Annotated in this window: 12 protein-coding genes; 10 read left to right on the forward strand and 2 right to left on the reverse strand. The window is 47.9% G+C overall.

Going from position 1 to position 15790, the window contains the following annotated elements; genetic code table 11:
• Positions 1-103: 103 nt before the first annotated feature.
• From AACY82_RS10395 to AACY82_RS10425, 7 genes are all read left to right on the forward strand, one after another.
• Positions 104-3115: a TonB-dependent receptor gene (locus tag AACY82_RS10395; RefSeq protein ID WP_339616745.1), complete on the forward strand. Its 3012-nt coding sequence runs from the start codon at positions 104-106 to the stop codon at positions 3113-3115.
• A 238-nt stretch (positions 3116-3353) separates the two neighbouring features.
• Positions 3354-4073 carry a SapC family protein gene (locus AACY82_RS10400; protein WP_339616746.1) on the forward strand — a complete coding sequence of 240 codons (720 nt, stop codon included), beginning with the start codon at positions 3354-3356 and terminating at the stop codon, positions 4071-4073.
• A 30-nt stretch (positions 4074-4103) separates the two neighbouring features.
• The gene (locus tag AACY82_RS10405) at positions 4104-5108 is read left to right on the forward strand and encodes a cupin-like domain-containing protein (protein ID WP_339616747.1); all 1005 of its coding nucleotides are present in this window, start codon (positions 4104-4106) and stop codon (positions 5106-5108) included.
• A gap of 35 nt (positions 5109-5143) precedes the next feature.
• Positions 5144-6637, forward strand: coding sequence for a tryptophan halogenase family protein (locus AACY82_RS10410; protein WP_339616748.1), 1494 nt, complete (start codon positions 5144-5146; stop codon positions 6635-6637).
• 3 nt (positions 6638-6640) lie between these two features.
• Positions 6641-7348 (forward strand): DUF6445 family protein, encoded by a 708-nt coding sequence (locus AACY82_RS10415; RefSeq protein WP_339616749.1) that lies wholly within the window; start codon positions 6641-6643, stop codon positions 7346-7348.
• Positions 7349-7394: 46 nt separating this feature from the next.
• Positions 7395-8099: a SapC family protein gene (locus AACY82_RS10420; RefSeq protein WP_339616750.1), complete on the forward strand. Its 705-nt coding sequence runs from the start codon at positions 7395-7397 to the stop codon at positions 8097-8099.
• A complete protein-coding gene (locus tag AACY82_RS10425) occupies positions 8099-8857 on the forward strand; it encodes a cupin-like domain-containing protein (RefSeq protein WP_339616751.1) in 759 nt (252 codons plus the stop codon). The genes AACY82_RS10420 and AACY82_RS10425 overlap by 1 nt, the downstream gene beginning before the upstream one ends.
• A 159-nt stretch (positions 8858-9016) precedes the next feature.
• Here AACY82_RS10425 and AACY82_RS10430 read toward each other — a convergent pair whose 3' ends face one another.
• On the reverse strand, positions 9017-10555 hold the full coding sequence (locus tag AACY82_RS10430) for a tryptophan halogenase family protein (RefSeq protein ID WP_339616752.1): 1539 nt from the start codon (positions 10553-10555) through the stop codon (positions 9017-9019).
• A gap of 365 nt (positions 10556-10920) precedes the next feature.
• On the opposite strand from AACY82_RS10430, the gene AACY82_RS10435 reads away from it, so the two are divergent.
• Positions 10921-12063, forward strand: coding sequence for a helix-turn-helix domain-containing protein (locus tag AACY82_RS10435; RefSeq protein ID WP_339616753.1), 1143 nt, complete (start codon positions 10921-10923; stop codon positions 12061-12063).
• A 640-nt stretch (positions 12064-12703) separates the two neighbouring features.
• On the opposite strand, the gene AACY82_RS10440 is transcribed toward AACY82_RS10435, so the two are convergent.
• The gene (locus AACY82_RS10440; protein WP_339616754.1) at positions 12704-13858 is read right to left on the reverse strand and encodes an AraC family transcriptional regulator; all 1155 of its coding nucleotides are present in this window, start codon (positions 13856-13858) and stop codon (positions 12704-12706) included.
• Between the two features lie 308 nt (positions 13859-14166).
• On the opposite strand from AACY82_RS10440, the gene AACY82_RS10445 reads away from it, so the two are divergent.
• Both AACY82_RS10445 and AACY82_RS10450 read left to right on the forward strand, forming a co-directional pair.
• On the forward strand, positions 14167-14856 hold the full coding sequence (locus tag AACY82_RS10445) for an MliC family protein (RefSeq protein WP_339616755.1): 690 nt from the start codon (positions 14167-14169) through the stop codon (positions 14854-14856).
• Between the two features lie 116 nt (positions 14857-14972).
• Complete coding sequence (locus tag AACY82_RS10450; protein WP_339616756.1) at positions 14973-15770, forward strand: hypothetical protein; 798 nt, start codon at positions 14973-14975, stop codon at positions 15768-15770.
• Positions 15771-15790: the final 20 nt, after the last annotated feature.

The following is a 15790-nucleotide window of genomic DNA, read 5'->3' on the forward strand; positions in this document are numbered from 1 at the left end:
TCAAAGTGGGACGACGGTTTTGCGGCACTGCGCGATATTGGCTAGGGATGGGCCAGCACACGTTGGCCAGCTATAAAAATAAATGTTTTTGAGGATCAGCTTCATGATGACCAAACACAAGTTTAGAAGAAATCTCATCGCCTCCGCGGTTGCATCGTGCACAATCGCTGGGGCGGCAAATCTTGCCCATGCGCAAAATGATGACGAAATGCTCGAAGAGGTAGTCGTCACTGGTATTCGTGCCAGCCTCGAGCGTTCTATGGATATCAAGCGAGACTCACAAGGTGTTGTCGATGCCATCTCTGCGGAGGACATTGGTAAATTCCCTGATACCAACCTGGCAGAATCGCTACAGCGTATTACCGGTGTGTCGATTAACCGTAGCAACGGTGAAGGCTCGAAAGTCTCCATTCGCGGTTTTGGCCCTGACTATGTTTTGGTTACCCTGAACGGTCGTCAGATGCCGGGCTCGACCATTGAGGCAACCAGCGTTTCTGGCTCTCGTTCGTTCGATTTCTCCAATATTGCCTCAGAGGGTGTTAGCGGGGTTGAGGTTTACAAAACCGTCCGTGCGGCTGTTCCCGCCGGTGGTGTAGGTGGTACCGTCAATGTTAAAACGGCGCGTCCTTTTGATAATCCCGGGCAGCAGCTTTCTGTTGGGGTTAAAGGCGTCTACGACGATTCAGCCACCGATCCGAGTTTGACCCCAGAGGTCTCTGGGCTTTATAGCAACACCTTTGCGGATGATAAGTTCGGCATAGGTTTGTCTATGAGCTATCAAAAACGCGAAGGCGGCAATGCGAATGCCGAGATCGGTACCGGTTGGCGCTATTTTGAGGCCGGTGCTGAAGGTTGGGGGTCGATTCCCAATCTGCAGGACACGGACTTCCACACCAACCCGCCCAGCCCTGAAGATGGCGATATTTATGGTGTGCCCCAGCAGACTGGCTACAGCTTTAATGAGTACGAGCGCGAGCGCTTGAATGGTCAGTTAGTGTTGCAGTACGCGCCAACCGATAACATCGTTGCGACTCTGGATTACACTTACGCAGAAAAAGAAGAGTCTGCTAAGTTCTCCGATGTGGGTGCGTGGTTTAACTTTGGTGCCAATCGTCGCACCTCCTGGACTGACAATGGCGCTGGTGCCGTTGAAGCGCCTTATATGTACGAGGAGTTCGGGCTTAACGGTGCGGACTTGACCTTTGGCTCTGGTTACAACTCAAGCGTCAATACCAACGATTCGCTTGGCTTTAATATCGAGTGGAACGTGTCTGATCGTCTGACTCTGGGTTTCGATGCCCACTCCTCAGAAGCTGAGTCCAAGCCAAACAGCCCGTATGGTAACAGCAACGTTATCACTACTTCAGCATTCTTACGTGACTCATCTGCCGTGTACTTGGGTGAAGACTTCCCGGTACTCAATGTGGGTGTATCCAAGACTCCTGAGCTTGAAGACCTGCAAATTACCGGTAGCTCGTTCCGTAATGCACGGATGGTTCACGAAATCGACCAGTTCCAGTTTAACGGTAACTTTGAGTTTAACGACGTCTTCGATATGGACTTTGGTGTGTCGAGCATCGAGCAGAGCAACCGTTCAACGTTTGCTAATAACCAGCGTGATACCTGGGGTGGTCTGGGTAACCCGGGTGATGTGCCGATGGATGGCTACACTATGGACGACATTGCCAGCTACTTTGATAATGTAAGTGGTACTGGCAACGAGAACCTGCTGGCCTCTAGATTTGTAGCGGACTTCGATAAGGTTGTTCAATACGCCGCAGAGAACCTGGATGACGGCGGCGGCTTCTCGAACTGCGCCAATGGCAGCACCTATTACTGTATGAACCCGACCCCAGATGATGTTCGTATCATTGAGGAAGATTCAAACAGCGCTTGGGTACAACTTAACGCGGACACAGATATTGCCGGCATGCGCACTCGCGCGTCTGTGGGTGTACGTTGGGAAGACACTGAAACCCGCTCATTCGCCACGCCAATCGAAGATCAGTTTACTGGTGAGGTAGCTTGGATCGGCGGTAATGAGATGTACCTGCTGACGGCCGATGATTACACCGTTGATCCGGTAGCGGTTGGTACAGGTGGTTACGACTACTTCCTGCCAAGTGTTGATTTGGCCGTGGATGTCATCGACGACGTAGTAGTCCGCGCTTCTTATGGACGTAGCTTAGGTCGCCCATTGTGGAACGAGATGAGTGCTTTGTCTGTAAGTCGTGGTCCTCTTTCGCCTCAGTCAATGTTCCCAGGTTCGCCTGGCGGTGGCGCGACTCGCGGCAACATCAATCTAAAACCCATCTTATCGGATAATATCGACTTATCTGTCGAGTGGTACTATGGCGATGCGAGCTACGTTTCTGTCGGTTACTACAAGAAAGACGTAGAGAACTTTATTGGCTCTACCGTGAACCCAGAAGAGCTGTTTGACGCGCCAGACCCATCACAAGGGAGTCGTCGTGATGCGGCTGTTGCGGCTGACCCGAACAACCAGTGGAGCACCGGCGCTGTTCGCGAGTATATTGTTAACAACACAGCTCCAGGTGAGCCGGGTGTTGACTTCACCAAAGAGCCGAGCTGGGTTCTGGGTTTGCCGGGTGATCCGAACGTCATCTTCAATGTTACTGAGTTCGTAAACCAAGAAGACGCGTCATTTGATGGTTGGGAATTTGCTGTACAGCACAACTTCTGGGAAACTGGTTTTGGCGTTGTAGCGAACTACACAATTACCGACTCTGACACAAGCTTCGATGACCTGGATATCGTCAATGGACAGTTTGCGTTGACCGGTTTGAGCGACACTGCCAACTTCATCGCGTTCTACGAGAAGAATGGTCTGCAGATGCGCGTAAGCTACAACTGGCGTGACGAGTTCTTGTCTGCGACAGGCGATGGCACGGGTGCCAACCCGACCTATGTCGAGGCCTATAGCCAGGTTGACTTGAATGCGAGCTATGACATCAATGATAACTTTACTGTCTTCATTGAAGGGCTTAACGTAACTGACGAGTATACACGTACGTTTGGTCGCAATGATCTCTTGACCAGAGGCGTATACACAGGGGGCCCACGTTATAATATTGGTGCCCGCTATACCTTCTAAATGTAAGAGTAAAGTGGTAACGCGTTTATAGCGCACAAAAAAGCCGCTGTTGATCAGCGGCTTTTTTGTCTCTAGTATTTTTAATGATCGGTAGGCTCTCTCATTGGGCTGGTACTAGTACAAGAATCCATGCAGCAACATTGGCGTGTGGATATTGCTCGGTACTGGTGGAACCTTGCGCAATGAAGGGGCATACTAATCAGACCCCGATAATAATAGTCGAAAGGCATTAGATTCTATGAGTGTAGAGTTGGTAAATAAAAATGATCACCAAGGCGTGAAAGTGATTACGCGAAAGTCGGAAGATTTTGGCGATAATGTAATGCTAACGCAAACATTCCCACTTGAGTTTCGCCACCTTCAGCCGCATTACCCGATACTGTTTCAAAAGGTACGAGATACTGACCGGTTTATTGCGGTAGCCCTGTTTGGTTTTGAAGAGGGGGAGAACCTCTTTCTTGAAGATTCCGGTTGGGGTGCATCTTACGTTCCGCTGATGATACAGCGCCAACCCTTTCAGATAGGTTTTCAGAATAAAGAAGACGGTGTTGAGCGTGTGCTGCACATCGATATGAGCAGCCCCAGGGTTAGCACGAGCGAAGGAAGCAACCTCTTCTCTGATCACGGGGAGCCGACGGAGTTTCTGGATTATATGGCTTCGGCGCTAGAGACGATTCACCTTTGGGCCGAGCAGGGTGATGATTTTGACAAGGTGCTGTCCGGCTATGATCTGCTGGAGCCGGTCACCTTCGATATTACCCTGGAGACAGGGCGTCAGGCTCAAATGCTGGGTTTTTACACAATTAATGAGGATGTGTTGGCGAAGTTAAGTGGTGAAGCGCTCGGCGAGTTGAATGAAAAAGGCTACCTGATGCCAATCTACATGGCGATTGGCTCACTGGGAAACATTAAAAAGTTGATTTTGTTGAAAAGTAAAAGGGAAGCACTCGAAGACTAGGAGGTCTAGTTTAATAACGGTCTGTCTCCTATGAATAATATTCAAGTGGTAAGTGATTGTCGGCTAGATTGTGTCCCAGAGGAAATTTTAAACTCTAGGAAGCCACTGCTCTTAAAGGGCTTGGTATCCGATTGGCCTGTTGTCAAAAGCGGCGATACATCCAATACTGAATTAAGTGCTTACCTTGAAAAATTCTATTGTGGGCGCCCAGTAACCTATTACCGGGCAGAACCCTCAGAAAACGGGAAAATTTTTTATAACACAAGCTTTGACGGTTTTAATTTCAAGCGGTCGGAGGCCGATCTAAGGCACGTACTAAAGCTGTTGAGCGAAGTGTCGGCTGATCATGATTCGCCCATGTACTATGTGGGATCAACACTCGTTGACAGCTGGTTGCCTGGTTTCCGAGGTGAAAACCCGCTAACACTTATGGGGGTTTCAGAGCCTTTAGTGAGCGTATGGTTGGGAAATAAAAGCGTGGTGTCGGCGCACTATGACTGCCCTAACAATATCGCGTGTAATGTCGCCGGCAGAAGAACCTTTACATTGTTCCCTCCTGAGCAGCTGGAGAACTTGTATGTCGGTCCGCTGGATATTACGCCGTCAGGTCGGCCCATTAGTATGGTGGACATTGACAACCCCGACTTGACGCGATTTCCTAAGTATGAAAAAGCGCTTAAGAAAAAAATAGTCGTTGATCTCGAGCCCGGCGATGCTATTTTAATTCCGGGTATGTGGTGGCATCACGTTAAGTCCCAAGAAAATCTGAACGTACTGGTGAACTACTGGTGGAGAAATTACCCTGATTACATGGGTAATCCAGAGTATGTTTTGCATCACGCGTTAATGAGTCTCAGAGGGTTGCCGGATGATCAAAGAAAAGTATGGAAGCGTATGTTTGATCATTATATTTTTGATTATAAAGAAGAGAATCACCGCCATATCCCGTCTAATATTCTTGGGATTCTGGGGGCTAGAAATCGTCATATCGCTAAAAAGATTAAGGCGCACTTGGCAAGTATTTTTGGCCGCTAGTGCCGCCGGGTGGAACGTATATTTGGGAGATTAATGTGAATAAAAAAAGAATAAAAAAAGTCGTGATTGCCGGTGGAGGCACTGCGGGCTGGATGACGGCTGCGCTGGTGTCTAAGTCTCTAGGAGCAAAAATTGATCTAACGCTAATTGAATCTGACGCTATTCCTACTGTTGGCGTGGGTGAGGCGACCATTCCTCCGATTATCAACTTCCACAAAGTCCTCGATTTAGGTGAAAAGGAGTTTATGTCCCGCGTCAACGGGACTTTCAAGCTTGGCATTTCCTTTGAGGGCTGGCATGACATAGACAAAGACTACGTGCACTCGTTTGGGTTTGCCGGCAAAAGTAATTGGGCCGCAGAATTCCATCACTTCTGGGTGGGGGCCAAGAAACGCGGTATAGAAGTGTCTGTGTATGGTGACTATTGTGCAGAGCATCTTGCGGCGAGAAAAAGCAAGTTTGCGATAATGCCTAAGAATAGTTTCAATTATGCCTATCACCTCGATGCGGGTCTCTACGCCAAGTATCTTCGTGAAGTCAGCGAAAAATACGGCGCTGTTCGAAAAGAAGGGAAAATAGCCAAGGTTAATTTGGATGCGGATGACGGTGCTATACAATCATTGTCACTGGAGTCGGGCGAAGTCATTGAGGGCGACCTATTTATTGATTGCACCGGGTTTAAGGCGCTGCTAATTGGTGAGGCGCTTCAGGTTGGCTATGATGATTGGTCTCATTGGTTACCGTGTAATAGCGCCGTCGCAGCGCAAACCGAGCTGACTGGCCAGCCTGTACCCTACACGCGCTCAATAGCTCGTCCATTTGGCTGGCAGTGGAGGATTCCATTGCAGGACCGAGCAGGCAATGGCCTAGTTTATTGTAGTGATTATCTTTCGGATGAGGATGCTAAAAATTACCTCTCTCAGAATGTAGAGGGAAAGCTTCGTAATGAACCCAGGGTTATCAAGTTTACCACCGGTTCCCGACAACAGCACTGGAAGAAAAATTGCGTTGCTATAGGTCTTTCAAGCGGTTTTTTAGAGCCTTTGGAGTCTACGAGTATCCACCTAATTCAAAGGGCAATTACAAGGCTTGTTCAGCTTTTTCCGTCCGATGGTGTTCGTCAGAGCCAAATCGATGAGTTTAACCAGCAGTGTCGCGATGAAGTTGAAAGCATACGAGACTTTATTATCCTTCATTATCATGTGACAGAGCGAGATGATAGCGATTTTTGGCGCTACTGTCGGGGGATGAGCGTTCCCGACTCGTTGGCGCATCGGATACAACTTTTTAATGAAACCGGAAAAATCTTTAAAAAAGATCTCGATTTATTTGCCGAAGAATCTTGGCTTCAGGTAATGATGGGGCAAGGTTTAATGCCGGAGTCTTATCACCCCGTAGTCGACACTATGTCTGATGAATCTTTAGCAAAATTTATGCGGGATACAAACCAGTCAGCAAAACAAAAGGTTGATCGTCTGCCAGAGCATCATGAGTTTATTGACTACTATTGCAAATCGAAAATGGTGTGAAGCGTGATAGAGTTGGGTTCAGAAGCGACGGTTGAGATAAACCCCGTAGGGGAAGAGGAAACGAAAGTCATTGTAGTAGATGGTTTTGTCAGAAATGTTGATGCATTAAAAAACTCCGCTTGTGAGATTTCTGGTTATACACCCGATGGTAAGACTAGTTACCCTGGGGTTAGGGCAATATTACCTGGCGAATACGTCGACTTGGTTGTTCAGTTTAGTGTTCCTCTGCTGAGAAGAGAATTTGATATTCCAGAGAATGTTACATTTAATGTAACCATGGCTTATTTTTCTCTTTTAACGGTTACTGAAAAATATCTTTCGGTTCCTCAACGGCTTCCGCACTTTGATACCACTAAAAAGCATTATTATGCCGTTTTACATTATTTAAATGATGGGGATTTTGGGGGGACGGGATTCTTTCGGCATATTCCTACAGGATTTGAGAAAGTCGACAACGCCAGAAAAGACTTGTATAAGCAGTCTGTACTGTCTTTTATGGCGATTAGGGGAGTTCCTGATCCTGCCTATATTGGCGAGTCTTCTGCTCAGTTTAAGTGCTACAGTAAGGTGAAGTATAAGAGTAATCGATTGGTGATTTACCCTGGAAATTTACTGCACTGTGGTTTGCTGTCGGAGTCTCAGGATGTTTGTGCGGATCCTCGTAAAGGCCGACTAACGGCCAGTATTTTTATTGATTTTGATGCGGAATAGAACTTCCTTTTTGGAGTTAGGTTAATTACATTTAAGGCATTTAGATATGACAGAGTTACTTTTTTATAATAAGCCCGTGCCATTGGCAAAAGATGCACATCAGAATCTTCGTTTTCAGAAACAACAGGGCTATTCTCACGCATCTAAGATTAACACTGTCCCTCTATCAGGAAATGAATTTTTTCCTGCCAGTAGAGATTTTCCGATTATGTTCGCTGAGTCCGGAGGGCATTATATTCCAGTCGCGTTGTTGGCGCTTACGGCGGGAGGACATCAGTTGGGAGAGTCCTGGAGCGGGTTCTATACCCCGGAGTTTGTCAAGCGATATCCGTTTGCGTTGGCACAAGGCAGGGACGTTGTAATGATTGATGAGTCAGCGCCACATTTTTCTGAGAATGAAGGCGAAAAACTATTCGATCATTTAGGTGAGCCTACAGATTTTCTTAAAGGTGTTTTACAGTATCTCGATCAAATTGACGCTGTCCATAAATTGACAATGGAGTATACGTTTGCACTTAAGGTAAAAGGTCTCCTCGTTAAGTCGGACATAGAAATTAAAAGGCAAGGAAAATCTATAAAGCTTGATGATTTCTACGTTGTCGATGGTAGTGAATTCCACGGTGCATTAACGGATGAAGAGATATTGGACTGGTATAAAAAAGGCTGGATCGGCTGGACGTATGCCCACCTTCACTCTATTGGTTCAGTAAGTGAGGTTGTTAAACGTATGGTTTCTGCGCAGAGTGAATAATGCACCAGATTAAAGAGTGTAGCTCAATCGCTGAGTTAATGGCGTATCAGAGCCGCGGTGTTCCGGTAGTGGCCCGAAATATAGTGTCCGATTGGGAGTTGGTTAAAAAAAGTTTAAAAGGTTTCCCAGAGTTAAAGAGCTATCTTTTATCCTACGATATTGGTCTTCCTTTTCAGGCAATGATTGCGCCTTCTTCACAAAAGGGGCGTTTGTTTTATAAGGCTGATTTAAGTGGGTTTAACTTTGATCGTTTGAATGGTGATTTGTCAGAGGCACTAAAAATATTAGAGGCGCTAGCGGAAGAGTCAAGTGCTCCCACTTTCTACATCGGATCAAAAAAGATAGACGAATACCTTCCGGGTTTAGAGCGGGAAACGCGAATATCCACTCTCCCCCCGTCCGTTTGCCCCAGTATTTGGATGGGTAATGCGTCAGTTGTCGCTACACACAACGACGACTCAGAAAATTTTGCCTGTGTGGCGGCAGGTAGCCGAAAATTTACAATATTTCCTCCAGGTCAAGAGGATAACCTGTACTTGGGACCTGCTGACATGACGCCAGCGGGGCGGGTCGTTAGTATGGTTAATCTTCAATCGCCAAATTTGGGGGCATTTCCCAAGTTCAGGTCTGCTTTGGAGAAGGCTCAATCCGCGACCTTGTATCCCGGCGATGTTATCTATATGCCCGCTGGCTGGTGGCATAATGTAGAGGCATTAGAGTCGCTAAATATATTAGTGAACTTCTGGTGGCAGGAGTAGTTGTTACGTTGGTTAGGAGACAGGCGTAATCTCAAAGACTGGTTTTATGTGATGCAGCGGGCAACGGGGGTTTGACAAATTTTGAAGATACCGTGCATTAAAGTTTTGGCGGAACCACCCGTGCCTAGCGATGTAGTCACAGGTATCGCTGCTTACGATTTAACGTAGCAGGCGAGTGATTAACATACGGTTGCTTGGCAAACCATTGAGATATTTATCCAGTTTTCGTTTGTTATCTGATAGATATCGCTCTACAGTCTTGTCACTATCTGAAAGCTTATCGGTGCTTCGCGGCTCGGTGTGAAACCCCATGCCGTAAAGTACGTATTGATAGCTAGCGGAGGGGAATACCTCCCCTTTCCGGTCGAAATCGTACTCGGAGGGTGGGCGGTGACGCCACAGTTGTAACTTTTGCTTTAAAGAGTCGGGGATAGAGTCCGATTGACGATGTGCTTGCCAGTACTCACTTTCGCGCTGTGACAGGACATAGTGCAACTTTAAGAAGTCGATTACGCGTTCCCAACGGTAGAGAAACTTATTGTTAAAGTTTCGAGCCACATAGTCCATCATCTCTCGGTTTCTGGGCAGCTCATCGCGGATCATCTCGGCGGCCAACTCTACCAGAACCAGAGCGGAGGCCTCCAGTGGCTCGATGAAACCAGCGGCCATGCCTACAGCGACACAATTGCGGTGCCAAAAAATGTTGCGATGACCGGGGTCAAACTTAAGCGCTTTGATGTTTAGTTGCTCGGCTTTTTTATCGCTTAAATCGCGCGCTATATAATTGCGTAAGCATCGCTCCGCTTGTTCATCGGAAGTGAAATTACTGGCATAAACGTGACCCACTCCACGTCGGGTGGGCAGAGCAATGTCCCAGATCCACCCATCGGGTTGTGCTGTTGAAACCGTGGCGGATGCGATTGGCTGCTGTGGGTCACGATAGGGGACTTGGGTCGCGAGTGCGCGATCGTTGAATAAGAATGGACGGCAATCGCGCCAACCAATGCCAAAGTGTTGGCCTAACAGCATCGATGCACTGCCGCTACAATCGATAAATAAGTCGGCTTCTAGCTCTCCGTTATCTCGGGTGTTAAGTGAGCGAATGTCGCCGTTGTCACAGCTGTTAACAGCGGTAACATGATCCAGTATATGGTTGACACCTAGGTGTTTAGTGGCATGACGTTGCAGTAATTGGCCAAATTTACCGACGTTTAGGTGGTAACCGTAGTTAACCACGGCGGCATAGTCTGGCGTTGCTATTTGCTTGGGTGCTAAATTGCGCTTGCACAAGTGGGTTTGTGCGGTAAATGCATCAGCGTAGGAGATCCCTTGGCCGTGGCGTTGCCAATAACCGTGTAAGTCGCTCTCTAGATAGCCCTCAGGCAACACGAAAGGGTGATAGTAAATGTCGTTATCAGTACCGTTTACCCAACCACAAAAACGAGAGCCCTGCTTAAAAGATGCATCGCACTCGCGAAAAAATGTTTTCTCGGGGATGCCAATCTGACGGAGCGTCTGGCGCATGGTTGGCCAGGTGCCTTCACCGACGCCGACAGTGGCGACATCGGGCGATTCTACCAGAGTTATTTGCACGCCGGTGGCGCTTGCACTGCAGTGTTCGGCGGCAATAATACTCGCTGTCAACCAGCCAGCACTGCCACCACCGAGTATTACGATGCGTTTAAGATTTTGGTCCATATTTTTGCTCGAATTGTGTTGGCTAAGAAGTACTATAACGGTCAATGAGAGGGGCGTCCAGAGCTGCTCCTGTGACATTGAAAGCTTATTTTAAGTCTAGAAACGTTCCCATAACTACTAGCTGAGTTCGAGGAGTCGATTTCATATTTATTTGTTTTAATAAACGGGAGGTAATTTGTTTGCAGGAAAAATGCACGCCTACACCCCGTTCTTTAGCGATGTAGAGTCTGTAAAAATTAACCGTGTTGATTTGCGCTGGAAAGTGCTATTGAATCGCTTTAAAATTGAACCTGAGCTACTTACAGTTTCGCCGACGGTGGCAGGGATCGCGCCCACTTTTAACCAATAATAACGAGCCCGCCCCTATGGAAGAACGAATTTTTAATGTCCATGATATCTTCTTGATCATCACGGTCTTTGAGGCGGTGTTGATTGCCTCGTATCGTTACGCTCAACCTGGTTCTGGTAAGCGCGCTAGCTACCTGTTAGTGGCATTTTTAATCGCGGTGGTTATCGATATGGTGACCAACCTTATTATGTGGAATCCGTACTTTCCGGTTTCTGTGGAGGTGCGTGAACGTGTCTTGCCGTTGACCTTCTGTATTAGCCATTTTGTTCGGGGGCCGCTGTTCTATTTTTATGTCCGCGCTTTGCTCTATAACAGTGTGCCATTGCGGTTAGTTCATTTAGCCCATGGCATTCCGGCGATAATTGCGATTGCCCTGGTCTTAGCGACAGGCCTGATGAGTTCTGATTTACAGCAGCGCTTAGGCGGGAGCACGATCAGTACGCTGGCAAGCTTTTTGTGGTACGCATCCAGCGCACTGTCAGTGATTTACGCGATTTGTTCGATAATGACGTTATATTTTTACATGCATCGAGCCAAACAACATATGTCGCACCTACCGGGTTCCGAGGCCACCTGGATGGTGGTACTGAGTGTGTGTTTTTTGGTGAGCTGGAGTTGGTCGATTGTGGTGGTGGTTAGTGCAGACCTGGTTGGCGGTGTATTTGCCGATACGGTCGGCACCTCGCACAACTTTATTCGCTTTGTGCTGATGAATGGCCTGATTTTCGTTAGTCTTATTTATACTGGTCGCTTTGTCAGCTTGAAGTCTGAAACACATTCGGAAGAAGAGCACACGGTTTCTGATGAGGTCTTACAGGTAATAGAGCAGGGCATTGCTACCGAGAAGTTGCACTTACAGCCCAGTATTAATATCGATCAGTTTTCCGAAAAAATTGGTTTGCCGGTGCGTACTGTCTCTCATGCGATCAATCGTCACTTGGGAACTCGCTTTTTTGAGTTTATTAATCAGCACCGAATAGAAGAGGCAAAGCGCTTATTGGCCGATCCTACCGCCAATGATATGACAATTCTGGATGTGCTGTTGGCCTCGGGCTTTAATAACAAGTCGTCTTTTCATCGCTTCTTTAATCGCCTGGTGGGGACTTCCCCCAGTGATTTTCGACGCCGGGCACAACGCTCAGCGGTACCGCCTCAATAAACAGAACTCACAGTCATTTGGGGCGCCGGTGCTCGTGCGTGCGACCCTTATCGTGACTTTGCTGCAATTTTCTTTTGTCGTTAATCCGTCACCATAATTTACTTGGCGAGTTAGTCTTCACGTTGTGCGATAGGGGCACGTGAGCCCCTTGCGGGGCATCCCACTTCTTGTTCAAAAAGTGGTGCTGACCCCGTCAATGCTGGGCTGTCAGCGAGCATCGTATAAGTGAACGTTCCCATCTTGAGAGATTTTTAAAGGTGGGACGAAAGCGCGGCGAAGGAGTGTCAATCTACGCTTATACGAGTGAAAGGGCAGCCGGTGTCACCGGTTTTTACTCGTGTTCGGCCGGTGGCAGGTCAGGTGGCCACCGGTGTGAGCTTGGCAATATGTGAATATTTCCAACTCTCCTTCATGTGATTGCCCCCTCTTTGAGGGGGCCTTTTTTTACCCGCAATACTCCCTCTCCCTCGTCTAAAGCTCTGTATCTGTGTGTGCAAGCGTAGCCATGCTGACAAGCGTTTGCGTGGTCGTCGCGGAATAATGGTATATGACCGAAGCCAGAGCACGAGCCAAGGGTCTCTTGGCTGTTTGTCTGGTGTGAAAGGCTAAAGCTTGGGGGAGAATGTGCCCCCAAGCGCGTCTAGGCGGCTTTAGTGGCTTGTAGTGCTTGCTTGCGGTACTCCGATGGTGACATACCGACAAGGCGCTTAAAGAAGCGGTGAAACGCGGATTTACTGTTAAAGCCAGCCTGAAGCAAGATGTCTAAAATGGTCATATCTTTGCTTGCCGGGTCGGCGAGTAAACGTTTTGCTTCGTCTACCCGATAAGAATTCATAAATTCAAAGAAGTTGGTGCCAAAGTGCTTGTTAATGACGCCAGAGACGTCTCGCACCGGGAGGTCAATACGGGTAGAGAATTCTTCGATATTGAGGTTGTGCTCAAGAAACAGCTGTTGCTCTTCCATGCCGGATTTTACTTTCCGAATAGCACTCTCGTCAGGCCGATCCTCGGTGGGCGCTTTGGTGACTTCTTCGGCTTTCGTGGTTTGTACGTTGTGGGCGTACGCTAAGCTGTAGGTGAAAAGCCCATTGATCAGTATAAAGATTAAGTAATTTTCAGATATACCGAGCCAGTCGGACAGCTCGGCGGACAAAAATTGCGCGCCAATATGGACAAATATTGAAAATGCCCAGCTCAGCGAGAACCCAATCGTCAGTACCGATAGCCAGCTTGGTTCGCTGCTGGGGATGGACGAGTATTGTTCTTTCAGTTTGCTGTAATAGCGGTGAATGACAAAGACCGCTGCGATCCCATACATAAAAGGCACCGCTTTGGTGGCGTGCCACAGGTAATTAACGACTTGTTGGGAGGTGGCTGTGGCGGTAGCGCTGCGCCAGCGCAAGTCATCGCTGTCTATCGCAAAAAAAACCAGGCATAACCAGGCGGCAGCTACCGGCGCGAGGTGTGTTAGATATTTTCGTTTTAGCACAAATGAGTGCTGGGTTAACGATAAGACGTAAAAGAACAGCGCTGGACCCTTGGCGAGTACGGCAAAGGTCAGTAAATAAGGCACGATGTGCAGGTCAAAAAATGTGCTGATATGTACCGCATCGTTCCACAGCACCAAAATACACAGAGATTGAATGCCGGTAATTAGCAAAAAGCCAATAAGCAGCGCACTGGCTAAGCGCTTAGTCGTAACAGGCAGCGCCCATTGAAATAGCGCTAGCAGTACACACTCGATCATCGTCATAAATAGCACGACGTCGTGAATATTAAAAATATGAGTATCCATGCAATGGGCGGCTTTTTTTAAGTAGTGTCAGGTCTTTTAGCTAAATCTTTTATTATGATTTGTCATAGTATATGCGAAATGGTAACGATCGCAATGTATAAGGTGAGGCTTTATCTCCCATAAAGTCCGCTTTAGCGGATTGGCTTGGCCTGGCGGCTAAATCCGCTTTAGGTGCATTCTATAAATTGTCGGTGTTAGCACAGTGTTTTTACCTTATTAAGGCGATACTGGGTTTCTGTTACAAGCTAGACTAAGCTAATTGTTTAGATAGCGCTATACACCGTACTAGGTAATCTTAAGGAGTCGTAATGAAACCTTCGCTGTTGCAACTGTGGCGGGCCAATCGGCCCAGCGTGGCTCTAAGGGTCACGTTTTATCCTATTTTGTTGTGCACGGTATTGCTTGCCGGCTGCGCTGATGATGACACTGAGGCAACCATTCAACAGGGTGCTAATAATAAAGCGGCTGCCAGCATACCGGCTGCCTCCGGGGCAGGTAACGCTGCCGGCGACACTGGCGCGAAGCAGTACAACGCCGAGAGCTGGAAAACCTTAATCTCAGCCAGCTGCAAGCATTTTTTTGATGGCTGCAATACCTGTACCCGGGCACCGGATGCACAAATGGCCGCTTGTACCCGAAAAGCTTGTATGAGGTACGAGCAGCCTCGCTGCTTGGATAATGAACAGGCGACCGCGCAAAGCTCCGGTGTGGGTAAAAAAGTGGAATATGTGTGCGAAGGCGATGAGCGTTTTACGGTGTTTTTTGGCGAATATCGGGCTGGCGATCAACGGGTTAAGCTAGATACCGAGACGGTGATGCTGTCTGACGAGCAAACGCGCACAGCCAGTCAACTTAAGCGCGAACGCACGGCTTCTGGCGCCAAGTACAGCAATGATTCACTACAATACTGGAGTAAGGGGAGCAAAGCGACGCTGCACAAGATAGAAAATGGCAGTGAAGTTGAGCTTTATCAGGGCTGCGAGGAGCAAGGCTCCTAATATTTTAGTCGTTTGTCGAGCTTGTTATTCCGGCCAGCTCGTCTTGGAGTGCAGTGCCCGCATTGGGCTCTACCATTAGGGTAAAGGTTAAATTATCAAGGATTATGGAGAATGTGATGATTAAGAAACTTGCTACTTTAATAGGTCTTGTGGGGCTAGGTTTAGGGACCGCTCAGGTATTTGCCGCTGACGGAGAGGTTCAGGATATGTCTGATCCGCTGGCGATTTATACCCAAGCGGGCTTCGGTTTGACCGATAAAGGGCTTAACTTAAAAGTTGGTCAAACCTACGATACCGGCGATGCCGCCACTGCGGGCATGAATATCATCGAGATCAAAGGTATTTATGGCGATGCTTTGGGGTGGCGGGGTGACGCGCAAACTACCGACTCGGTCGATTCGTTTAGGATACGTAACTTTAAAACCAATTTAACCAATGGTCGAGCGGTTCAGCTTGATGCGAGCTACAGCTTAAAACCGAACCTGGTGTCCGAAGAAAGTGCCGATGTCTCGTACAGTATTATCCAGGCTCTACCGGCTATGGGGCGCTTTAATTTTTATCCGCTGGCTGGGGTGGGCACGTCTTTGGGTAACAACACGATCGAAGACGATGGCACAACGGACAGCGGCTATTCCATTATGGGGTTTTATGGCCTGGTGGGGATGTACAGTAAGCTTGCGGTAACCGATAAAATTTGGATCAATTACAACCCTTTTTGGTTGACCACGCTTTCTGGCTCAGATAATTACGAAGATAATTATTATGGCCAAGGTAACGATAATGTTCTGACCCACGAATTTGCGCTTAGCTATCAAATCACACCGCGCTTTAATGTTCGCTACTTTGCCAACTGGAACGAGAACGTTGATTTTATGGATGGCGATCAGCGTATTGAGTTTAACTACCAGTTGTAGCTCAACCTAGCCGGCTAGCG

Source organism: uncultured Gilvimarinus sp. (assembly GCF_963972205.1).
Lineage (GTDB): Bacteria > Pseudomonadota > Gammaproteobacteria > Pseudomonadales > Cellvibrionaceae > Gilvimarinus > Gilvimarinus japonicus.

What these genes read in the sequence shown, in the direction of transcription:
- AACY82_RS10395 (WP_339616745.1), top strand. Translation starts at nt 104, where the DNA reads ATGATGACCAAACACAAGTTTAGAAGAAATCTCATCGCCTCCGCGGTT.
- AACY82_RS10450 (WP_339616756.1), top strand. Translation starts at nt 14,973, where the DNA reads ATGATTAAGAAACTTGCTACTTTAATAGGTCTTGTGGGGCTAGGTTTA.
- AACY82_RS10425 (WP_339616751.1), top strand. Translation starts at nt 8,099, where the DNA reads ATGCACCAGATTAAAGAGTGTAGCTCAATCGCTGAGTTAATGGCGTAT.
- AACY82_RS10420 (WP_339616750.1), top strand. Translation starts at nt 7,395, where the DNA reads ATGACAGAGTTACTTTTTTATAATAAGCCCGTGCCATTGGCAAAAGAT.
- AACY82_RS10405 (WP_339616747.1), top strand. Translation starts at nt 4,104, where the DNA reads ATGAATAATATTCAAGTGGTAAGTGATTGTCGGCTAGATTGTGTCCCA.
- AACY82_RS10435 (WP_339616753.1), top strand. Translation starts at nt 10,921, where the DNA reads ATGGAAGAACGAATTTTTAATGTCCATGATATCTTCTTGATCATCACG.
- AACY82_RS10430 (WP_339616752.1), bottom strand. Translation starts at nt 10,555, where the DNA reads ATGGACCAAAATCTTAAACGCATCGTAATACTCGGTGGTGGCAGTGCT.
- AACY82_RS10445 (WP_339616755.1), top strand. Translation starts at nt 14,167, where the DNA reads ATGAAACCTTCGCTGTTGCAACTGTGGCGGGCCAATCGGCCCAGCGTG.
- AACY82_RS10400 (WP_339616746.1), top strand. Translation starts at nt 3,354, where the DNA reads ATGAGTGTAGAGTTGGTAAATAAAAATGATCACCAAGGCGTGAAAGTG.
- AACY82_RS10440 (WP_339616754.1), bottom strand. Translation starts at nt 13,858, where the DNA reads ATGGATACTCATATTTTTAATATTCACGACGTCGTGCTATTTATGACG.